22 protein-coding genes are annotated in these 19106 nt (G+C 69.1%); 5 read left to right on the top strand and 17 right to left on the bottom strand.

Annotated elements, in window-relative coordinates:
* Positions 1 to 9: 9 nt before the first annotated feature.
* Positions 10 to 483 carry a hypothetical protein gene (locus IE160_RS10500; protein WP_191151054.1) on the bottom strand — a complete coding sequence of 158 codons (474 nt, stop codon included), beginning with the start codon at positions 481 to 483 and terminating at the stop codon, positions 10 to 12.
* 20 nt (positions 484 to 503) lie between these two features.
* Positions 504 to 1247: a phosphoglyceromutase gene (locus tag IE160_RS10505; RefSeq protein ID WP_191151055.1), complete on the bottom strand. Its 744-nt coding sequence runs from the start codon at positions 1245 to 1247 to the stop codon at positions 504 to 506.
* Between the two features lie 89 nt (positions 1248 to 1336).
* Between IE160_RS10505 and IE160_RS10510 the strand changes: the two genes are divergently transcribed.
* Complete coding sequence (locus IE160_RS10510) at positions 1337 to 2059, top strand: class I SAM-dependent methyltransferase (protein WP_502708736.1); 723 nt, start codon at positions 1337 to 1339, stop codon at positions 2057 to 2059.
* A 17-nt stretch (positions 2060 to 2076) separates the two neighbouring features.
* Here the strand turns inward: IE160_RS10510 and IE160_RS10515 are convergent, their stop codons facing one another.
* The 4 genes from IE160_RS10515 to IE160_RS10530 all read right to left on the bottom strand — a co-directional run bounded on the left by IE160_RS10515 (position 2077) and on the right by IE160_RS10530 (position 5381).
* Positions 2077 to 3174 (bottom strand): FUSC family protein, encoded by a 1098-nt coding sequence (locus tag IE160_RS10515; RefSeq protein ID WP_191151057.1) that lies wholly within the window; start codon positions 3172 to 3174, stop codon positions 2077 to 2079.
* A gap of 26 nt (positions 3175 to 3200) precedes the next feature.
* Positions 3201 to 4346 (bottom strand): CAF17-like 4Fe-4S cluster assembly/insertion protein YgfZ, encoded by a 1146-nt coding sequence (gene ygfZ / locus IE160_RS10520; protein WP_191151058.1) that lies wholly within the window; start codon positions 4344 to 4346, stop codon positions 3201 to 3203.
* A 1-nt stretch (position 4347) separates the two neighbouring features.
* Positions 4348 to 4944: a heme-binding beta-barrel domain-containing protein gene (locus IE160_RS10525; protein WP_191151059.1), complete on the bottom strand. Its 597-nt coding sequence runs from the start codon at positions 4942 to 4944 to the stop codon at positions 4348 to 4350.
* A gap of 170 nt (positions 4945 to 5114) precedes the next feature.
* Positions 5115 to 5381, bottom strand: coding sequence for a hypothetical protein (locus IE160_RS10530; protein ID WP_152582249.1), 267 nt, complete (start codon positions 5379 to 5381; stop codon positions 5115 to 5117).
* 50 nt (positions 5382 to 5431) lie between these two features.
* On the opposite strand from IE160_RS10530, the gene IE160_RS10535 reads away from it, so the two are divergent.
* Entirely contained in the window at positions 5432 to 6118 is a 687-nt protein-coding gene (locus IE160_RS10535) for a response regulator transcription factor (RefSeq protein WP_152582248.1), read from the top strand.
* A 55-nt stretch (positions 6119 to 6173) separates the two neighbouring features.
* Here the strand turns inward: IE160_RS10535 and pstB are convergent, their stop codons facing one another.
* The 6 genes from pstB to IE160_RS10565 form a co-directional block, all read right to left on the bottom strand.
* Positions 6174 to 6953 (bottom strand): phosphate ABC transporter ATP-binding protein PstB, encoded by a 780-nt coding sequence (gene pstB / locus IE160_RS10540; protein WP_191151060.1) that lies wholly within the window; start codon positions 6951 to 6953, stop codon positions 6174 to 6176.
* A gap of 20 nt (positions 6954 to 6973) precedes the next feature.
* Complete coding sequence (pstA, locus tag IE160_RS10545; RefSeq protein WP_152582246.1) at positions 6974 to 8059, bottom strand: phosphate ABC transporter permease PstA; 1086 nt, start codon at positions 8057 to 8059, stop codon at positions 6974 to 6976.
* Between the two features lie 2 nt (positions 8060 to 8061).
* Positions 8062 to 9009 (bottom strand): phosphate ABC transporter permease subunit PstC, encoded by a 948-nt coding sequence (gene pstC, locus IE160_RS10550; RefSeq protein ID WP_179872542.1) that lies wholly within the window; start codon positions 9007 to 9009, stop codon positions 8062 to 8064.
* A gap of 143 nt (positions 9010 to 9152) precedes the next feature.
* On the bottom strand, positions 9153 to 10250 hold the full coding sequence (locus IE160_RS10555) for a phosphate ABC transporter substrate-binding protein PstS (RefSeq protein WP_179872543.1): 1098 nt from the start codon (positions 10248 to 10250) through the stop codon (positions 9153 to 9155).
* A 149-nt stretch (positions 10251 to 10399) separates the two neighbouring features.
* Complete coding sequence (locus IE160_RS10560) at positions 10400 to 11365, bottom strand: NUDIX hydrolase (RefSeq protein WP_179872544.1); 966 nt, start codon at positions 11363 to 11365, stop codon at positions 10400 to 10402.
* On the bottom strand, positions 11362 to 13554 hold the full coding sequence (locus IE160_RS10565) for an RNA degradosome polyphosphate kinase (protein ID WP_179872545.1): 2193 nt from the start codon (positions 13552 to 13554) through the stop codon (positions 11362 to 11364). Before IE160_RS10565 ends, IE160_RS10560 begins: the two co-directional genes overlap by 4 nt.
* 116 nt (positions 13555 to 13670) lie before the next feature.
* Here IE160_RS10565 and IE160_RS10570 point away from each other — a divergent pair, with 116 nt between their 5' ends.
* The 3 genes from IE160_RS10570 (at position 13671) to IE160_RS10580 (ending at position 15889) form a co-directional block, all read left to right on the top strand.
* Positions 13671 to 14582, top strand: coding sequence for a metalloregulator ArsR/SmtB family transcription factor (locus IE160_RS10570; RefSeq protein ID WP_179872546.1), 912 nt, complete (start codon positions 13671 to 13673; stop codon positions 14580 to 14582).
* Between the two features lie 53 nt (positions 14583 to 14635).
* The gene (locus IE160_RS10575) at positions 14636 to 15082 is read left to right on the top strand and encodes an arsenate reductase ArsC (RefSeq protein ID WP_179872547.1); all 447 of its coding nucleotides are present in this window, start codon (positions 14636 to 14638) and stop codon (positions 15080 to 15082) included.
* Positions 15083 to 15160: 78 nt separating this feature from the next.
* Positions 15161 to 15889, top strand: coding sequence for a winged helix-turn-helix transcriptional regulator (locus tag IE160_RS10580; RefSeq protein ID WP_191151061.1), 729 nt, complete (start codon positions 15161 to 15163; stop codon positions 15887 to 15889).
* A gap of 12 nt (positions 15890 to 15901) precedes the next feature.
* On the opposite strand, the gene IE160_RS10585 is transcribed toward IE160_RS10580, so the two are convergent.
* The 5 genes from IE160_RS10585 to IE160_RS10605 form a co-directional block, all read right to left on the bottom strand.
* Positions 15902 to 16612, bottom strand: coding sequence for an anti-sigma factor (locus IE160_RS10585; RefSeq protein ID WP_179872549.1), 711 nt, complete (start codon positions 16610 to 16612; stop codon positions 15902 to 15904).
* Positions 16609 to 17172, bottom strand: coding sequence for a sigma-70 family RNA polymerase sigma factor (locus IE160_RS10590; protein WP_224744462.1), 564 nt, complete (start codon positions 17170 to 17172; stop codon positions 16609 to 16611). Before IE160_RS10590 ends, IE160_RS10585 begins: the two co-directional genes overlap by 4 nt.
* Before the next feature lie 95 nt (positions 17173 to 17267).
* Positions 17268 to 17690: a hypothetical protein gene (locus IE160_RS10595; RefSeq protein ID WP_179872551.1), complete on the bottom strand. Its 423-nt coding sequence runs from the start codon at positions 17688 to 17690 to the stop codon at positions 17268 to 17270.
* Positions 17691 to 17795: 105 nt separating this feature from the next.
* Entirely contained in the window at positions 17796 to 18467 is a 672-nt protein-coding gene (locus IE160_RS10600) for a hypothetical protein (RefSeq protein ID WP_179872552.1), read from the bottom strand.
* A 55-nt stretch (positions 18468 to 18522) separates the two neighbouring features.
* Positions 18523 to 19005: a cupredoxin domain-containing protein gene (locus IE160_RS10605; protein ID WP_179872553.1), complete on the bottom strand. Its 483-nt coding sequence runs from the start codon at positions 19003 to 19005 to the stop codon at positions 18523 to 18525.
* Between the last annotated feature and the right edge of the window lie 101 nt (positions 19006 to 19106).

Here is a 19106-nt window from a genome sequence, read left to right on the forward strand (position 1 = left end):
CCCGCTCGATCAGATGAGTGGGAACTGGTCGAGCACACTCACACGGCTGTCATCGCCGTCGGGCGCGAGATCGATCACCGCGATCGCGCGCAACTCGAGTCGCTCGCCCCGGTCGATGCGCTCCTCGTCAGTGACGGGCACATGCGGCTGATATGCACCGGCCACCGTCGACGGGTCGTCGACGCGCACTCCGAGCTCGCGCAGCAGGAGCACGAGCGTGAGATGCGCCTCCAGGAGCTCGTCGGCGTCGTCGAGCAGCGTGACCTCGTTCTGCTCGGCGCCGATGACCTCGTCGTCGCCCCCGGTCACCTCGAAAGGCCCGTAGCTGGCGTAGGCGGCTTCGACGGCGGCGACGATCTGCTCGGGGTCGGCCTCGCTGCTCGCCGCCCCGAAGAGGCTCACGTGCAGGGGCAGGGCGTCAGAAGCGAACTCGGCCTCGAGCGCGACCTCGTCGAGGAAGGCGACGACCGCGAAGCGCAACATGGGCGCGGTCTCCCCGACGCCTACTTCTTGCCCTGGCTCGCGACGGCGGCGGCGCCGGCCGCGGCGGCTTCGGGGTCGAGGTACTCCGCGGGCTTGACCGGCATGAAGTCGTCGCCGAGCTCGTACACGAGCGGAATACCGGTCGGAATGTTGAGGCCCGCGATCTCGTCATCGCTGATGCCATCGAGGTGCTTCACGAGCGCGCGCAGCGAGTTGCCGTGCGCCGTGACGAGCACCGTGCGACCGGCGGCGAGATCCTGCGTGATGTCGCTCTGCCAGTAGGGAAGCATGCGGTCGATCACGAGCTTGAGGCTCTCCGTGCGCGGCACCTCGCCGTCGATGCCGACGTAGCGCGGGTCGTGCACCTGGCTGTACTCGGCGTCGTCGTCGAGCACGGGCGGCGGGGTGTCGAAGCTGCGGCGCCAGGTCATGAAGAGCTCCTCGCCGTGCTTCTCGAGGGTCTCGGCCTTGTTGAGGCCCTGCAGCGCACCGTAGTGGCGCTCGTTGAGGCGCCAGCTGCGCTTGACGGGCAGCCAGTCGAGGTCGGCGGTCTCGAGGGCGATGTTGGCGGTGTGGATGGCGCGCTTGAGCAGGGACGTGTAGAGGATGCGCGGCGCGAGCCCCGACTCCCTGATGAGCTCTCCCGCCCGCCGTGCCTCCTGCCTGCCCTGCTCGGTCAGTTCGACGTCGACCCAGCCGGTGAAGATGTTCTTCTCGTTCCAGACGGAGTGGCCGTGGCGCAGCAGGATGAGCGTGTGAGTCATGCCTCCAGCCTACCGAGACCGGGTTGAATGGGGGCATGGTGCAGGGGCGCGTGACGCGCGGGACGACGGGCACGAATCGACTTCGTCGCATGGATCGCTGGATCGCCGCGCATCCGGCGCTGCGCCGCACGACCGACCCGCTCGTCGTCGACCTCGGCTTCGGCGCCTCCGCCTGGACGACGATAGAGCTGTTCTCGCGGCTGCGCGAGGTGCGACCGGATGCTCGGGTGACGGGTCTCGAGATCGATCCGGTACGCGTGCGGCTGGCTGCGCCGCACGTGCGCGAGGGGCTCGACTTCGCCGTCGGCGGGTTCGACGTGCCGCTCGACGGCGCGCGGCGGCCCGCCGTCATCCGCGCGGCGAATGTGCTGCGTCAGTACGACGAGCACGAGGTCGAGGGGGCCTGGCGGCTCATGCGCGAGCGCCTGCAGCCCGGCGGGCTGCTGCTGGAGGGCACGAGCAACGAGGTCGGCCGCGTCGCCAGCTGGGTGGGCCTCGACCCGGAGGGGCCGCGCACCTTCACGATCTCGCTGCACCTCCCGAGCCTCGAGCGCCCCTCGATCGTGGCGCAGCGACTGCCGAAGGCGCTCATCCACCGCAACGTGCCCGGCGAGAGCGTGCACGCCCTGCTGCGGGATCTCGACGCGCACTGGGCGCACCACGCCGCCCTGGGAGCCTTCTCGGCGCGCCAGCGCTGGGTGGCGACGGTGCGAGGCCTCCGCGCGGCGGGCTGGCCCGTGCGCGACACCGAGGTGCGGTGGCGCCTCGGTGAGCTCACCGTCGACTGGGCCGCCGTCGCCCCTCTGCCGTAGGGCCGCGAGGCGGCTGGTCAGAGGGGCGGCAGGGTCGCGCGCGCCTCCTCGGCGGGCATTCCTGCGGCGAGGAGCACATCGAAGGCGAGGGGCCGCAGGAGCACGATGACCACCTGGTCGGCCACGCTCGCGCCGTCGATGCGGTCGGGGGCGAGGTGCCCCGCCAGCTCGGCGGCGACCGCGCGCAGGGCGTAGCGCGCGGCTGGCTCGTGGTGACTGCGCCCGAGCAGGCGCACGACCTCGGCCGCGCGCTCGAGGACGTCGGCGAGCGCACGACGCTCCCCGTGGTCGCGCACGAGCACGTCGATGCGCCGGGCGAGGGCCCGCACATGCCGCGTGACGAGGTCGGCGGTCTCGAGCAGCTGCGCCTCGTCGCGCAGTCGCGCGCGGTGTCGGCGCAACCACGGGCTCACGTCGGCGACCGCGCGGGCGCTCTCGAGGCTGCGCTCCCACTCGTCGATGAGCCGCTGGGTGCGGCGGGATCTCGCGAGGGCGAGGTCGGCAGCGGGCTCGTCGCCGTGTCGCAGGGCGACGACGAGCCCCTCGAGGGACTGGTCGAGCACGGAGAACAGCGCCCGCGCCTCGTCGCGAACTCGCACGACGTCGAGCCGGGGAATGAGCGCCGTCGCGGCGAGCGCCATGGCCCCGCCGATGATCCCGTCGAGACTGCGGGCGAACACTCCCGTCTCGGGGTCGGGCAGCAGGGCGACGAGCATCGACTGCACGGCGGCGGCGATCGCGAACGGGGCGGAGGGCGAGACCGCCCGCGCGACGATGAGCGTGGCGGCGAGGATGAGCGCGAGCTGCCCGATGCCCCGACCGATTCCCGCGACGATGAGGGCGGCGACGATGATGCCGATGTTGATGCCGATGACCGTTTCGACGACGCGACGCGGCCGGGCGTCGCGCGCGAGGCCAAGCGCGATGATCGTGACGGTCACGGCGACGACGGGCACGTCGTGCCCGAGACCGAAACGCGCGATGAGGTATGCGGTCGTCGCGGCGACGACGATCTGCGCGATGCCCGGCAGGGACCGCACGACCCGTTGCCCCGCAGCGCGGAGAACCAGCCTGCGGCGGATGCGCCGCTCGAGCCGGCGCAGCGGGTCGGGCATGCGGGCCATCGTCGGCGGCGTCGCTGCTAGCGCTGCACGGCGCCGAGGCGCGGCAGGCGCGGCACGCCCGCTGTCGCACCGGCCTCGACGGGCACGATGACCTCCTGCGCGGCGGCGATGAGCTCGGCGGGCGACTCGCCCTCCTCGTCGACGCGCACGGCGAGCGGCGCCTGCGTGTCGAGCGTGCGCTTGACGACGGCGAGGCCGATCGGCCCGAGCTCGTGGTGCCGTGCACTCGAGGTCACGGTGCCCACCTCCTTGTCGTCGTGCAGCACGACCGAGCCTGCGCCCGGCAGCACGCCGGCCGACCCGTCGAGGTGCAGGAGCACGAGGCGCCGCGGCGGATGCCCGAGGTTGTGCACCTTCGCGACGGTCTCCTGCCCGCGGTAGCAGCCCTTGGCGAGGTGCACGGCCGAGCGCATCCAGTCGAGCTCGTGCGGGATCGTGCGCTCGTCGGCTTCGGTCGCCTGGCGCGGCCGCCACGCGGCGATGCGCAGGGCCTCGAGCGCGAGGGCGCCGGCGACAGCGAGCTCGCCGGCGCGAGCCCGGTCGGCGAGCGCCGAGAGCGCGTCGCGCGCGACGAGAATCTCCGCGGCGGGGAACGCTCCTCCCGGATGCTCCACCGACGCCGCGTACTGCCACCCGCCCTCCTGCACGGCCGTCCACGGGTCGCGCCACACGAGGGGCACGTCGTGCGGGGCGGCGGCGCTCACGAGCAGAGCACCGCCCGCACCGTCGACGTCAGCGCCGCTCAGCTGCCCGAGAGTCGCCCACTCGGCGGAGACGTCGGCGACCTCGACCTGCATCATGAAGCGCATGCGGTCGAGCCACGCGGCGAGGGGCGCGGCCTGCTCGCCGTCGACGAGCAGCCACGTCGTGGTGCCGTCGTCGACGAGACGCATGCTGTGCTCGAGCCGGCCCTGCGGGTCGAGCAGCAGGGTCTCGGCGCTCGACCCCGGTGCGAGGTGCGCGATCGACTGCGAGGTGAGGGAGTCGAGCCAGCGCAGCCGGTCCTCCCCCGTGACGGTCACGACACCGCGGTCGGAGAGGTCGACGATCGCGCGGCCCGCGGCGAGCATCCGCTGCTCAGCGACGGGCTCGCCGTAGTGGGCCGCGACGCTCCCTGACGCGTCGGCGACGGCGCCGGGAAGGGTGAGGAGGGGGGAAGACATGTCATTCCTGACGGTTGAGCGTGCCGGAGGCGTGCGTGCGCAGGTCATTGCCGAGCGCGGCGATATCCCACGCCCACAGCAGGCGGCCCTCGACGAGGCCGTAGAGGCGCGTCGCCGCGCTGTAGTCCTTCGCGCTGGCCGAGCGCATGACGGCGTCGGTCTGCAGGTCGATGCGGGCAGGCTGCGCGCGCCCCAGGTACAGCTCGCTCACGCCGCCCGGGTGGATGATCGCGACCTCGACGTCGAAGAAGCCGTCCGGCGTGCGCAAACCCTCGACCTCGTCCGCGGTGGCGAAGGGCCGCGCGCCGTCACCAGGCAGCATGCCAGGCCCCGGGTCGCCCGGTTGCGCGGGCCGGTGCAACCGCCAGTAGCCGGCCTCGGCGTTGAGGGGCGTGTTCGCCTCATCGAGCAGCCAGGTCTGCGAGGAGTAGTTGAGGTAGCCCAGGCCGTCGTGGCTGAAGCTCACGCGCTGCCCGAACTCGTGCTCGCGCACCTGGTCGCCGTCGACGTAGTGCACGACGCCCGTGCCCTCCCACAGGCCCAGGAGCCAGGCGAGGGGAGCGAGCTCGGCGGGAAGGTCGGAGTCGAGTGAGATCACGGTGTCACGAGAATGCAGTCGAGTGGGCGCAGTCGAGGAGGGCGCGCAGCGCCGCTCAGCGCTGGCCGCGGTACAGGTTGACGAGCACGACGACAGAGACGAACCCGATCGCGAGGGTCGCCAGCCCGAGGAGGCCGAGGAAGAAGATTTCGAGGGCGAGCAGCATGGCCCTAGTCTACGCCCGCGATGATGAGCAGAAGCCCCGTGGCGGCGGCGAGGATCAGCACGATACCGCTCGTCGTGACGAGCAGCCGGGTGACGAAGCCCTCCTTGAGCTGCAGGCTCACCTGCACCGCGAAGGTGACCAGCAGCGCGCCGCCGGCGATCGCGGGCAGGGCATCCCCCCAGCGGTCGTCCGGCAGCAGGGTCGCGGCGAGCACGACCGCCACGACGACCGCGATCCACACCGGGATCGCCGTCGCCAGAGTGCGGGTCATGACCCCATGGTAGGCCGCTTGTAGACTGACGGGGACACCGTGGAGGACACATGGCGCAGCTGCTCATCCTGACCTCGCAGGTGAACGCCGACGTTCTCCCCGCGCTCGGTCTGCTCAGCCACCGGGTTCGCCAGATCCCCGCTGAGCCGGCCGCTCTCGTCGGAGCGCCCGCCGCCGACGCCGTCATCGTCGACGCGCGCACCGATCTGGCGGCGGCGAAGTCGCTGTGCAAGATCCTCACGACGACGGGTGCCGGCTCCCCCCTCATCGTCGTCCTCACCGAGGGTGGCCTCACGGCGATCAATGCGGAGTGGGGCGTCGACGACGTCATCCTCGACACGGCGGGGCCCGCCGAGGTGGATGCCCGGCTCCGGCTCGTCATTGGCCGCCAGGCGATCGGCCCCGAGACGTCCATGATCCGCGCCTCGGGCGTCGTAATCGACGAGGCGAGCTACTCGGCGAAGGTGCACGGCCGCACGCTCGACCTCACGTTCAAGGAGTTCGAGCTGCTGCGCTTCTTCGCCACCCACCCGAGCCGCGTCTTCACGCGCGAGCAGCTGCTGAGCGAGGTGTGGGGCTACGACTACTTCGGCGGCACGCGCACGGTCGACGTGCACGTGCGGCGCTTGCGCGCCAAGCTCGGCGACATGGAGTCGCTCATCGGCACGGTGCGCAACGTCGGCTACCGCTTCACCGTTCACGAGGACGACACCGAGCAGCAGACGGTATCCACCTGATCGTCACCGTGGTGACGTTCGTGCAAGCGTGCCCACACGCTTGCACGGAGTGCGACTATCCGAACTTGCCGGAGACGTAGTCCTCGGTGTCCTTGATGCTGGGGTTCGAGAAGATCGTCGCGGTGTCGTCGACCTCGATGAGCTTGCCCGGCTTGCCGGTACCGGCGATGTTGAAGAATGCCGTGCGGTCGCTCACGCGGCTGGCCTGCTGCATGTTGTGCGTCACGATGACGATCGTGTAGTCCTGCTTGAGCTCTTCGATGAGGTCCTCGATCGCCAGGGTCGAAATCGGGTCGAGCGCCGAACAGGGCTCGTCCATGAGGATGACCTCGGGCTCCACGGCGATCGCCCGCGCGATGCACAGACGCTGCTGCTGGCCACCCGAGAGGCCGTTGCCGGGCCGCTCCAGGCGGTCCTTGACCTCGTTCCAGAGGTTGGCCCCCTTGAGCGACTTCTCGACGAGCTCGTCGGCGTCGGACTTCGAGATGCGCTGGTTGTTGAGCTTCACGCCCGCGAGAACGTTGTCTCGGATCGACATGGTCGGGAACGGGTTCGGGCGCTGGAAGACCATGCCGACCTGACGGCGCACACGCACGGGGTCGACCCCGGGGCCGTAGAGATTGTTGCCGTCGACGAGCACTTCTCCGTCCACCCACGCGCCGGGGATGACCTCGTGCATGCGATTCAGTGTGCGGATGAACGTCGACTTGCCGCAGCCCGACGGGCCGATGAGCGCCGTGACGCTGCGCGGCTCGATGACGAGGTTGACACCTTCGACGGCCTTGAACTTGCTGTAGTAGACGTCGAGATCATTGACTTCAATGCGCTTTGACACGGTGGGTGCGTTCCTTACGATTATCGGCCGAGCTTGGGGGCGAAGATGCGGGCGACGAGTCGCGCTGCCAGGTTGAGGATCATGACGATCGCGATGAGCGTGAGGGCGCCCGCCCACGCGCGGTCGATGTAGGGCTGGAAGTCGGTGCCCTGGCTGATGTACGAGTAGTAGACGTACACCGGAAGGCTCTGCATGCGCCCTTCGGTGAGATCAAAGTTGAAGTTGTTGGAGAAGCCGGCCGCGATGAGCAAGGGCGCAGTCTCGCCGATGACCCGGGCAATCGAGAGCATGACCCCGGTGGCGATGCCCGCGATCGCCGTCGGGATGACGACCTTCAGGATCGTGAGCCATTTCGGCACGCCGAGCGCATAGGACGCCTCACGCAATTCGTTGGGGACGAGCCGCAGGATGTCCTCACTGGACCGCACGACGACGGGAAGCATGAGGACCGTCAGGGCGGCAGCGCCTGATAGCCCGACTCGCGTGCCAGGGCCCAGGATGAGCTCGAAGAGCGCGAAGGCGAACAGGCCGGCGACGATGGAGGGGATTCCCGTCATGACGTCAACGAGGAACGTGATTGCCTGGGCGAGGCGGCCGCGCCCGTACTCCACGAGATAGATCGAGGTGAGCAGACCGATCGGCACCGAGATCAGGGTCGCCACGCCGGTCATGAGCAGCGTGCCGATGATCGCGTGCGCGGCTCCTCCGCCCTCGCCGAGCACGTTGCGCAACGACAGCGTGAAGAAGTCGAGGTCAATGCGCCCGCTGCCTTGAGCGACCACCGTGAACACGAGGGAGATGAGAGGCAGCATCGCCACGACGAAGGCCAGACCGACGAGGGCCGTGACGAACCGATCCTTGGCGCGACGCGAGCCTTCGATGAGTCGCGACACGATATAGACGAGAAGCACGTAGCCGACGACCCCGAAGAACACCGCACCCACGATGTTGAAGTCTTCTTCGCCTGAGCCGACCTGGAGCAGGGCGAACACGGCAGTAGAGGCGAGAAGGCTCCCCGCGAGGATGCCCCAGGGAGCGGCGGCGGGCAACCGACCAGCGGTCAGGGGGTTGACCGCAGCCTGAGGCGGGCTGACTGTGCTGACCATGATCAGTTGGCTCCCGAGAAGTCTTTGCGGCGGTTGACGATGTAGCGCGCGATGGAGTTCACCACGAGGGTGATCGCGAAGAGGATGAGCCCGGTGGCGATGAGCACATTGACGTTGATGCCGTACGCCTCCGGGAATCTGAGAGCGACGTTCGCGGCGATCGTCAGGGGGTTGACGGACCCGATGAGGTCGAACACGATGACCCCGCTGCCCGAGAGCACCATCGCCACCGCCATCGTCTCACCGAGCGCTCGCCCGAGGCCGAGCATCGCACCGGCGATGACACCGGGCCGTCCGAAGGGAAGAACAACGGTGCGGATCATCTCCCAACGGGTCGCACCGAGCGCGAGGGCCGCCTCCTCGTAGAGCGGAGGGGTCTGCAGGAACACCTCCCGCGAGATCGCGGTGATGATCGGCAGGATCATGACGGCGAGCACGATGGCCGCGGTGAGCATCGTGCGACCGGTCCCCGATACGGGACCGGCGAACAGCGGGATCCACCCGAGGTTCTCCTCCAGCCAGACGAAGCTCGGCTGAATCGCGCCTGCCAGCACGTTCGCGCCCCAGAGACCGAAGACCACAGAGGGGACGGCGGCCAGAAGATCGATGATGTAGCCGAGGCTCTGGGCCAGGCGGCGAGGCGCGTAGTGCGAGATGAACAGTGCGATGCCGATGGCAAGCGGCAGAGCCATGACGAGCGCGAGCGCCGCCGCCCACAGGGTTCCGAAGATGAGGGGAACGACGAACTCGACGAAGTTCTCGCCCTCTGTATAGATCGATACCGACTCCGGGTCGGCGAACATGCCCGGGATGCCCTGCAGCATGAGGAAGCCTGCTACGGCGGCGAGGATCGCGAGGATGAGACTGCCCGAGATGAGGGCGCTCGCGGAGAAGACCCGGTCGCCAGGCCGCTGCTTCGCCTTGGGGCGAATGATCTCAGGCGATGTCATGGGGGCTGTCTCCTCGGCTCCGGCGCGGATTCGCGGTCGTCGTGGGTGTCGGGCTCGGTGTCTTCTGGCGATGCTATCGGGGGATGAGAGTCGCGGTCCCGACGATCGAGGAATCGATCGTCGGGACCGCGAACTGCTCGGTGCTACTGGATGGCGTCGATGAAGCCCTGGGCCTCGGCACGCAGGTCGGCCGAGATCGGGGCCGAACCAGCCGCCTCAGCGGCGAGGGCCTGGCCCTCTTCGCTGATCACGTAGCTGAGGTACGCCTTGACCAGGTCGACCGGGGCGCCCTCGGTGTACTCGTTGCACGCGATGAGGTACGAGACGAGCACGATCGGGTAGACGCCGACCTCTTCCGAAGCACGGTCGAGGTTGATCGCGAGGTCACCCGGGCCGCGGCCCTCAACGCGAGGGGACGCGTCGACGATGGCTGCAGCAGCCTCCGGAGAGAAGGGCACGAAGTCGCCACCCACGGCGACCGCGACGGTGCCGAGGTCACCGGCGCGCGACGCGTCGGCGTAGCCGATGGTGCCGGTGCCGTTCGTGACAGCGTCGACGACGCCGGAGGTCTGCGGTGCAGCCTCTCCGCCGTACTCGGTCGGCCACGTCTCGATCTGGCCCACGGTCCAGACATCGGGGGCGTTAACCGCGAGGTAGTCGGTGAAGTTCGCCGTCGTGCCCGAGTCGTCAGCGCGGTGCACGGCCGTGATCGGCAGGTCGGGAAGCTCGACGCCCTCGTTCGTGGCGGCGATCGCCGGGTCGCTCCAGTTCGTGATCTCGCCCGCGAAGATGCCGGCGATGGTCGCCGCATCCATGTTGAGCGAGTCGATGCCCTCGAGGTTGAAGATGACGGCGATCGGGGAGATGTAGGCAGGGATCTCGATGATGCCCGTGCCGGGGACGCACGAGGCGAAGTTGTCCGCCGCGATCTCCTCGTCGTTGAACGCACGGTCAGAACCGGCGAACTGCGAGCCGCCGCCGATGAAGGTCTCGCGGCCTCCGCCGGAGCCGATCGGGTCGTACTCGACGGTGGTCTCGGGGTTGGCCTCCTGGAAGCCGACGACCCAAGCCTCCTGGGCCGACTGCTGCGACGAAGCGCCGGCGCCCACAAGGGTGCCGGAGAGGGCCGAGGTCTCGCCCTCGGAGCCGTTGTCGGTGGTCTCGCCGCTCGCGCAAGCGCTGAGCACGAGGGCACCGGCGGCGATGATGGCAGCGAAGCTGCCCGCACGCGTGATGTTCACTGTGTTCCCTTCGGGGATTGGTGACAGGGTGGTGGGCCGAGCGGATCACCCGGCACGTCACAGACGCTAAGGAGCCTTGTTGACGAGAGTCGGCGCTCTCGGTGAACGGGAGGTGAACGAGGGCGGAACTCGCCGCCGGTGGAAGGGGTTCAGCCCGCGGCCGGAGAATGAGTCTCGACCGCGACGAGGCGGGGCGTCTCCGTCTCGGCGGAGAAGTGCAGAACGGAGTACTCGCCGGTGGAGAGCGCGGCACTCTGGCGCAGTGCCCCGTCGATCGTGGCGCCCCCTGTCGCCGCAGCGGCGGCGATGATCTGCGGGATGACCGGGCCGTGGCTGCACAGCACGCTCGACTCCCGGCGCGCGAGGCGCTTGCCGACGACCTTCGCCACTTTCTCGCCGTCACCGGCGTACGCGTCTTGGCTGAGCGACTTCGACGTCTTGACGGGTAGCTCGAGCAGGGTCGCCGTCGGATCGATCGTCGACAGGCAGCGCGCGGCGGTGCTCGAGACAAGGGTCGTCGGACCGAAAGCGGCGACGCCTCCCGCGACGGAGGACGATTGCTCGAGCCCGCGGTGCAGCAGCGGTCGCGTCGCGTCCGGGCCGTCCCACTGGTCGTGGGGCATCGCCTTGCCGTGACGCAGCACGATGAGCGCGAACGTGCGGGCGAGCCCCGCCTCGAAGAGAGCGGCGAACCGGTCGACGACCTCGGCGTCGTGCTCGTAGCTGAGGCGCTTGGCGGCCTTCGAGGCGACGACCCACTCGAGAGCGCGAATCTCTCCGTTGGCCTCGTAGCTGTGCCGCTCGGCGGCGCCGGGGTCGACCTCGGCGGCCCAGTAGTGCACGACCTTGTCCTTGCCGTTGGGCAGCGTGTACTCGACGGTGCCGAGCGGGGCGCCGAGCACCACGTCGAACCCCGTCTCCTCGGCGATCTCGCGCACGGCGGTGTGCGGCAGGGTCTCGCCGGGGTCGACCTTGCCCTTCGGCAGCGAGACATCCTTGTGCTGAGTGCGGTGCACGAGCAGGATGCGCGCTTTGCCGTCCACGAGCTTCCAGACGACGGCGCCCGCGGCGAGCACGGTCGCAGAGGCGGTCGCGGTGCTGCTCGCGGGGGTCATCGCTTCTTCGGGCTGCGGCGTCGGTCGGCGATCGACTTCATGAGGCCATTCTGCACGTCATCGAGATCGCCCGAGGCGCCATCGAGGTGGTGTCGCTGCCACGTGCCGTCCGAGTGCAGGTGCCACGAGGCAGCCTCGTCGTGCAGATGGCGCTCGAAGAGCTCGTCGACCTGGGCGATGTGCGCCGGGTCGCTGAGCCGGATGAGTGCCTCGATGCGACGATCCAGATTGCGGTGCATCATGTCGGCGCTGCCGATGTACACCTGCGGGTCGCCGTCGTTGTGGAAGGCGAAGATGCGCGAGTGCTCGAGGTAGCGCCCGAGCACGCTGCGCACGCGAATGGTCTCGCTGAGCCCCTCGCGCCCGGGTACGAGGGCGCAGATGCCGCGCACCACGAGATCGATGGGCACACCCGCCATGCTGGCCTGGTAGAGCGCGTCGATGATGGCCTCGTCGACGATCGAGTTGAGCTTCAGGCGGATGCCGGAGGGCTTGCCGTCGCGTGCAAACTTCGTCTCGGTGGCGATGAGCTTGAGCAGGCCCTTGCGCAGATACCGGGGAGCAACGAGGAGCCTCTTGTACTTCTTCTCGATCGCGTAGCCCGAGAGCTCGTTGAACAGTCGCGTGAGGTCGCGGCCGACCTGCTCGTCGGCCGTGAACAGGCCGAGGTCTTCGTAGATGCGACTCGTCTTGGGGTTGTAGTTGCCCGTGCCCACGTGGCTGTACGAGCGCAGCGAGCCGTCGGGCTCCTGGCGCACGACGAGCGCGAGCTTGCAGTGGGTCTTGAGCCCCACGAGGCCGTAGACCACGTGCACGCCGGCCTTCTCGAGCTTGCGCGCCCAGTCGATGTTGTTCTGCTCGTCGAAGCGGGCCTTGATCTCGACGAGCGCGAGCACGGCCTTGCCCGCCTCGGCGGCGTCGATGAGTGCTTCGACGATGGGGCTGTCGCCGCTCGTGCGATACAGCGTCTGCTTGATCGCGAGCACGTTCGGGTCTTTCGCCGCCTGCTCGAGGAAGGCCTGCACGCTCGTCGCGAAGGACTCGTAAGGGTGGTGCACGAGGATGTCGCCCTCACGAATGGACGCGAAGACATCGGGCGCCGTGTTGGGCTCGCCCGGCTGCAGCTGCACGGGCGTGACCGGCACGTGCTTCGGGTACTTGAGAGAGGGGCGGTCGATCTTCGCGAGCTCGAAGAGCCCGCCGAGGTCGAGCGGCGCCGGCAGGCGGTAGACCTCCTGCTCGGTGATGCCCAGCTCGCGCACGAGCAGCCCGAGCGTCACCGGGTCCATGTCGTCAGTGATCTCGAGACGGATGGGAGGCCCGAAGCGGCGCCGCAGCAGCTCGCGCTCGAGGGCCTGGATAAGGTTCTCGGTCTCGTCCTCCTCGATCTCGACATCCTCGTTGCGCGTCACGCGGAACTCGTGGTGCTCGAGGATCTCCATGCCCGGGAAGAGCTCGTGCAGATGGTTCGAGATGAGGTCTTCGAGGGTGAGGAAGCGCAGATTGCCCGAGGAGCTGTCGGCCAGCTGCACGAAGCGCGGCAGCACCGTGGGCACCTTGAGGCGGGCGAACTCGATCTTCGCCGTCTTCGGGTTGCGCACCCGCACCGACAGGTTGAGCGAGAGGCCCGAGATGTAGGGGAAGGGGTGAGCAGGGTCGACGGCCAGCGGCATGAGCACGGGGAAGATCTGCTCGGTGAAGATCTCGTCGACGCGCGCGCGATCGGCGTCGTCGAGATCTGCCCACGTCTCCACGTGGATGCTCGCCTCGTCGAGGGCCGGCTTGACGAGGTCGTGGAAGGCGCGCGCGTGCCGATGCTGCAGCTCGAGCGCGAAGCTGTTGATGCTCGCGAGCACGTCTGCGGGCACGCGCCCCGTGTTGGTCGGCACGGCGAGGCCGGTCACGATGCGCCGCTTGAGACCGGCGACGCGCACCATGAAGAACTCGTCGAGATTCGAGGCGAAGATCGCGAGGAAGTTCACCCGCTCGAGCAGGGGAACGGTCGGATCCTCGGCGAGCTCGAGAACGCGCTGGTTGAAGTGCAGCCAGCTCAGTTCGCGGTCGAGATAGCGGTCGGTGGGCAGCGTGCCGTCGTCGACGCTCGTGGTCTCGTCGTAGTCGTCGGAGAAGTCTCCGCCCACACCACCGTCGACCTGATAGTCGCTCGTGCTCGTGCCCTCGTCGTGCATCACGACAGTCTGACACCACCGGGTGTCTCGCGAGCGACACAGACGTTAATGCTTGTCGCCAGCCTGAGGGGTTGCGCCGGCGAAGCAGTCGGGGCGGACGACATAGACTCTAATCTATGGATGCTCGTGCTCCACTCGCCCCGGGAATCGCCGCGCTGGGCGACCCGACGCGGGGAGACATCGTGCGATACCTGCTCGACTCGCCTGGCGGCAGCGCGACAGTGGGCCGGCTCACTGAGCACCTGGCCCTGCGTCAACCGACCGTCTCGCACCACCTCAAAGTGCTCCTGGGCGCGGGCGTCGTCGCACGCGAGCCCCGTGGTCGCGAGGTCTGGTACTCCGTGCCCGCCGACGTGGCGTCTCGCCTCGATGAGTGGCGTCCACAGGCTGCGCGGGAGTCCATCGATACGACGCTTCTCGATCGCATGGTCGCTGACCTCGAGACCCGGTTTGCGGGCACGGTCTCGGCGGAAACGGTGCGGCACGTGATCACCGAGAGTGAGCGTCTGCTCGCCGCGCGCTCAGGCGGCCATGCCTACCCATCGGCAGTCGCGCAGTTCAGCGCTGAGCGTCTCGCCGCACTGGAAGCGTCGCATGAGAGCGAACGAGAGCGAATCGATGCGTCTCCTGTCGAATTGCTCTTCGTGTGTGTTCAGAACGCGGGGCGATCGCAACTCGCCGCGGCTATCGCGCGCCATCTCGGTGGTGATCGAGTGCGAGTTCGCACGGCCGGTTCCGCCCCCGCCGGCGCCGTCCGCCCCTCCGTCATCGCAGCCTTGGAGGAGTTGGGGGTGCCCTTGGGCGCCGAGTTCCCGAAGCCCCTCACCGACGATGTCGTGCGCGCCGCAGATGTCGTCGTGACCATGGGCTGCGGCGATGCATGCCCGGTGTTCCCGGGTCGGCGCTACCTGGATTGGCCCGTCGACGATCCTGCAGATCGACCGATGGACGCCGTTCGCGCCATCCGAGACGACATCGACGCGCGCGTTCGGGGACTCTTGACCGAGCTCGACGTGCTCACTGCCTGACGCTCGCTCGTCGGGACTTCCCCGTCGTATAGATTTTTGTCTATACTTCAATCATGAGATTCTCGCTATCCAAGAAGAAGAAGGAGGCCGACACGGCCGGCCTTCCCACCGTGCTCTTCGTGTGCGTGCACAACGCCGGGCGCTCCCAGATGGCCGCCGGCTACCTGCAGCACCTCGCGGGCGACCGCGTCACCGTACTCTCTGCAGGGTCGGAACCGAAGAACAAGGTCAACCCCATCGCCGTGGAGGCCATGGCCGAGGAGGGGATCGACATTGCGAACAACGTGCCGAAGATCCTCACCACGCAGTCAGTGGTCGACTCGGACGTGGTCGTGACGATGGGGTGCGGCGACGCGTGCCCGATCTACCCCGGCAAGCGCTACGAGGACTGGGTTCTCGAGGATCCGGCCGGCCAGGACATCGAGACCGTGCGAGGCATCCGCGACGACATCAAGCGGCGGGTGGAAGCACTTCTGACAGAAATCGCCCCCGCGCACTGAGCCGTTCATGTGCCGTTTCCCTGCGGCGTATGTCATGCAGTCAGAGCCGCTGCGCCCGCGCGGCCCCGAGGGATGGCCATGACGAGCTCGACGCACGAGGAGACCGCAGCGCAGCATCCGGCGGTCTTCCGTCGCGTGGTCGTGTGCGGCGCTCTCGCCGACGTCTGCGCGAGCCCCGACCGCGACCTCGTGCGCAACGGCATCGACCTCGTCTCTCGCGCCAGTTGCGCGGAGATGCTCGTGGCCCTGCACGAGGATGCCCCCGACGCGGTGCTCGTGCCCGCGGAAGCCTCTTCCGGCGCTCTCGCCGAGGTCATCGATGTCGTGCACCGCTGGGCGAGCATCCCGGTACTGGTCGGGATCCATGCGGGAGACGAGGGGCGAGGCGACGCCGAGCGCGCGCTCGATGCGGGCGCGAACTCCCTCGTGACGCTGCCCGTCACCGCCGAGGAGCTGCGCCGCGCCCTCGTCGGCCTCGGCTTCGCCGCGCACGCGAGTGCCCAGGCCGTGCAGGTGGGCCGGCTACGGGTCGACGCCGTCGCGCATCGAGCCCTGCTCGACGAGCTCGAGATCGGCCTCACGCACCGCGAGTTCTCGATACTGCACTTCCTCGCCACCCGTTCGCCGCGGCTCGTGCCGGCCGGCGACATCGCTCGGCAGTTCTCCTCCACCGCCGACCCCGACGCCGCGGCACGCGCCGTTCGCGTGACGATCGGCAGCATTCGCGCGAAGCTCGCGCGCACCGCCGCCGACGGCGACGCCGTCATCCAGACGGTGCGCGGCGTCGGCTACCGCGTGAGCGCCTGAGCGCCCGCGAACCTACGCGGTCGCGATCGCGACGATGGGCGTCGTCGTCGGCGCGGGGCTACCCGAGCTCGGCTCGACCGACACCCCGACGACCGTGCCGGCCTCGAAGGTGCCCTCGAGCACCTGCACGACCGCGCCGTCCTCGCCGACCGAGAACAGGCCAGCGGGGGTCGGCTCGCCGTCGGTGATGTACCAGAGGGCGTAGGCCTGCTCGTCGGTGAGCTGAGGCAGCCCCTCGAACACCATCGCGGAGAGGCCGAGACTCTCGGAGGAGACCAGCGTGGCACTCGCCCCGCCCTCGACGGGGGACGCGACAGTCTGCACGTCGGGCGCGGCGACGAGAGCGACAAGCTGTTTGGCGTCACCGGCCGCAGGGTTCACGAGGTCGGCGGCGAGCACTCCCCCGAAGAAGAGGGCGACCGCCGCGGCGGCGGCCAGCACGACCGAGCCAGGGCGGTGGAACCACCGCGTCTGCGCGCGACGCTCGGCGAGGCTCGCAACCGCAGGCGTGGCGGCAGACTCGCCACCGGGCACGACTGTGGGCCGAGGGGACGCCTGCGGCGCCGTGACCTCGGGAGACGCCTGCGGCGTTTCGGCGATGCGGGCCATCACGGCATCCTTCATGGTCGCCGACGGGGTCACCGGCGGCACAGCGAGACCGAGGGCGGCTCGCGTGTCGGCGAACTCTTCATCGGTCATCACGTCATCGGCATCACGGTTCATGACGCCACCCCCAATTCTTCGCGCAGACGGATCATGCCGTCGCGCAATCGAGTCTTGACGGTGCCGATCGGCACACTGAGCATGATCGAGACCTCGCTGTGGGTGTACCCGCCGTAGTAGGCGAGCTCCACAGCCTGTCTCTGCAGCTCGGTGAGCTTCGTCAGCGCCTTCTCCACTCGCTCGTGTTCGATGCGGATCTCCACGTTCTCCGAGACGGAGTCGTACTCCCGTCCCAGGTCACGAATGCCGATCTTGGTGTCCCGGTCTCGCGAGGACTGCGCGCTGCGCACGCGGTCGATCGCCCGCCGGTGGGCCATGGTCAGCATCCAGGTCACCGCTTTCCCCTTATTCGGATCGAAGCGCGGTGCGGTTTGCCAGATCTCCAGAAGCACCTCCTGCACCACCTCCTCCGACTGGGCGTGATCCTTGAGCACGTGCCGCACGAGGCCGAGCATGCGCGGCGTGATGAGGTCGTAGAGCTCGCTGAACGCGCGCTGGTCGCCCTGGGCGACGCGCTGCAAGAGGTCGTTCGCCGCGTCGAGCGCGCTGGGCGCACTCACGGAGACTTCGGTTTCGGGGGACACTCCCCCAGCATTTCACCCCGCGCACTGAATGTCCCGTCAGGACACTCGGCGAGGGCGCGTGCGGCCCGCGGCTAGGGAGTGCGCGGCACGGCAGCGCGACGGCGACGCTCGACGACGATGAGCGCCGCAGCGGCGAGTGCCGCGAGCCCCTGCGCGAGAGCCGCGATCACCTTGTCGGAGTACCACACAGGCTCGAAGATCACGGGCAGACCGAGGGCGGTGAGGTCGAGGGGCACGAGGGTGCTGAGCACGAGCATCCCGAGCCCGCCGACCGCGATGATGACGGCGATGGCGGCCGTCCAGGGGCGGCGCGCGATCACGAGGGCGACGGTGACGAGGATGCCCGCCGCGGCCTGAATGCGGAACAGGTCGCCCTGGCTCAGCAGAGGGCCCGCGACCGCGTCGAAGGTCGCCGCGAGCTGCAGGTGGATGACGGCGTTGACGATGAGACCGGCGCCCGTGAGGGCGTAGAGGGCGATGCGCAGAACTCGCATGGCTCTGCTCCTTTCGGTGGGGGGTGCGTCGACGGAGACGAAACGAGAAAGGCCGGGGGCGAGAGGCGCAGTGCCCCTCACCCCCGGCCCGGAGGAACCCGGTTGCTACTCGATGCCGGCGTTCGCCGCGATGCCACCGGCGAGAGCCGTGGCGGTCATCGGCATGTGGCCCGCGGCCTCCTTGAGGAGGCTGAAGTACTCGGGGTCACCGGCGATGTTGGCGTCGATCGCCGCGAGCAGCGAGACGGCGTGCATCTCGAGCTCGCCCTGAACGGCCTCGGCGGGCAGCTCGGGGACGACCGAGTTGATCAGCTGGCCGAAGGACACGGCGTAGCCGTTGAGGTCTTCGACAGCCTGCGCCGACATCTCAGCATCGCCCGTCGCCTCGCCCAGCGTGTAGTTCACGAAGAACGGGATGTGCGAGCGCCATGAGTCGAGGAACGGCTGCTCGGCGTCGGGGTAGACCGAGCCGACGAGCGCGGCGATCTCGACCGAGTTCTCGTCGACGGTCGCGACAGCGGCCTGCACGTCGGCAGTCTCGAGGTCGCCTCCATCGGCGAGCGCCTGATCGATCGCGGCACCGGCGAGGTACACGTGGTCGGCGAGCAGCGCCGTCAGCTGAGCGCGCAGAGCGGCGCCATCGCTGTTGACGGTGTCGACGGCGGCGGGCTCTTCGGCCGTGGGCTCGTCCATCGGCTCCTCGGCCGTGGCAGAGCATCCGGTGAGGACGAGGGCGGCGGCGAGGCCGAGCCCGGCGAATGCGGTGGTCTTGCGCATGATGTGTCTCCTTCAGTGAGTTGATCGTGCAGGTGTGATGCGGTGCAGGGGTCGGCTATTCCTCGACGATGACCATGGCGTTCATGGTCAGGTGCGGCTGGCAGAAGTACGGATACTCGCCGGCCTCGTCGAAGGTGAACGAGAAGGTGTCCCCCTCCTGTCCCATCGGCGCTAGTGCGTGATCGAACAGGCCGTCAGCCGTCTGGGATCCCCGCAACCCGGTGCTCTCGTTCACGTCACCCCAGGCACCCGAAGTCACGGTGTGCCCGATGGTTTCGCCGTTGCGCCAGGTCACCGTCGTGCCCACGGGCACCGTGATCGTCTCCGGCATGAAGGCCAGGCCGATCGTGATGACCTCGTCGGGGCCCTGCTCCATCGGCTCCTCCATCGGTGCGGACGCGCTCGGCTCGCTGGGCTCGTCGCCGGCGGGGGGCATGGAGCCCGCGCATCCGGTCAGAGCGATCAGCAGGGTCGGGAGCGCCAGCGCCGCGGCGAAGCCGGTGAGGCGAGAGCGGGATTCCAGTGCTGTGGTTGACATGCCTGGTGTTCGGCACCCGGGGCCGCGGGGTTTGCCGGGGCGGGAAGTGCTCAGGTCACTGTCAGGTTCGGCGCGTGACCTCGCAGCGTGACGGCCCCGCG

It is taken from the genome of Chryseoglobus sp. 28M-23, assembly GCF_014789785.1.
Lineage (GTDB): Bacteria > Actinomycetota > Actinomycetes > Actinomycetales > Microbacteriaceae > Microcella > Microcella indica.

Coding starts and splice junctions, on each gene's coding strand:
- IE160_RS10530 (WP_152582249.1), bottom strand. CDS start 5,381: ATGACCCGCACTCTGGCGACGGCGATCCCGGTGTGGATCGCGGTCGTC.
- IE160_RS10575 (WP_179872547.1), top strand. CDS start 14,636: ATGAGATTCTCGCTATCCAAGAAGAAGAAGGAGGCCGACACGGCCGGC.
- pstA (WP_152582246.1), bottom strand. CDS start 8,059: ATGGTCAGCACAGTCAGCCCGCCTCAGGCTGCGGTCAACCCCCTGACC.
- IE160_RS10510 (WP_502708736.1), top strand. CDS start 1,337: ATGGATCGCTGGATCGCCGCGCATCCGGCGCTGCGCCGCACGACCGAC.
- ygfZ (WP_191151058.1), bottom strand. CDS start 4,346: ATGTCTTCCCCCCTCCTCACCCTTCCCGGCGCCGTCGCCGACGCGTCA.
- IE160_RS10565 (WP_179872545.1), bottom strand. CDS start 13,554: ATGCACGACGAGGGCACGAGCACGAGCGACTATCAGGTCGACGGTGGT.
- IE160_RS10560 (WP_179872544.1), bottom strand. CDS start 11,365: ATGACCCCCGCGAGCAGCACCGCGACCGCCTCTGCGACCGTGCTCGCC.
- IE160_RS10585 (WP_179872549.1), bottom strand. CDS start 16,612: ATGAACCGTGATGCCGATGACGTGATGACCGATGAAGAGTTCGCCGAC.
- IE160_RS10570 (WP_179872546.1), top strand. CDS start 13,671: ATGGATGCTCGTGCTCCACTCGCCCCGGGAATCGCCGCGCTGGGCGAC.
- IE160_RS10605 (WP_179872553.1), bottom strand. CDS start 19,005: ATGTCAACCACAGCACTGGAATCCCGCTCTCGCCTCACCGGCTTCGCC.
- IE160_RS10580 (WP_191151061.1), top strand. CDS start 15,161: ATGACGAGCTCGACGCACGAGGAGACCGCAGCGCAGCATCCGGCGGTC.
- IE160_RS10535 (WP_152582248.1), top strand. CDS start 5,432: ATGGCGCAGCTGCTCATCCTGACCTCGCAGGTGAACGCCGACGTTCTC.
- IE160_RS10600 (WP_179872552.1), bottom strand. CDS start 18,467: ATGCGCAAGACCACCGCATTCGCCGGGCTCGGCCTCGCCGCCGCCCTC.
- IE160_RS10500 (WP_191151054.1), bottom strand. CDS start 483: ATGTTGCGCTTCGCGGTCGTCGCCTTCCTCGACGAGGTCGCGCTCGAG.
- IE160_RS10505 (WP_191151055.1), bottom strand. CDS start 1,247: ATGACTCACACGCTCATCCTGCTGCGCCACGGCCACTCCGTCTGGAAC.
- pstC (WP_179872542.1), bottom strand. CDS start 9,009: ATGACATCGCCTGAGATCATTCGCCCCAAGGCGAAGCAGCGGCCTGGC.
- IE160_RS10595 (WP_179872551.1), bottom strand. CDS start 17,690: ATGCGAGTTCTGCGCATCGCCCTCTACGCCCTCACGGGCGCCGGTCTC.
- IE160_RS10515 (WP_191151057.1), bottom strand. CDS start 3,174: ATGCCCGACCCGCTGCGCCGGCTCGAGCGGCGCATCCGCCGCAGGCTG.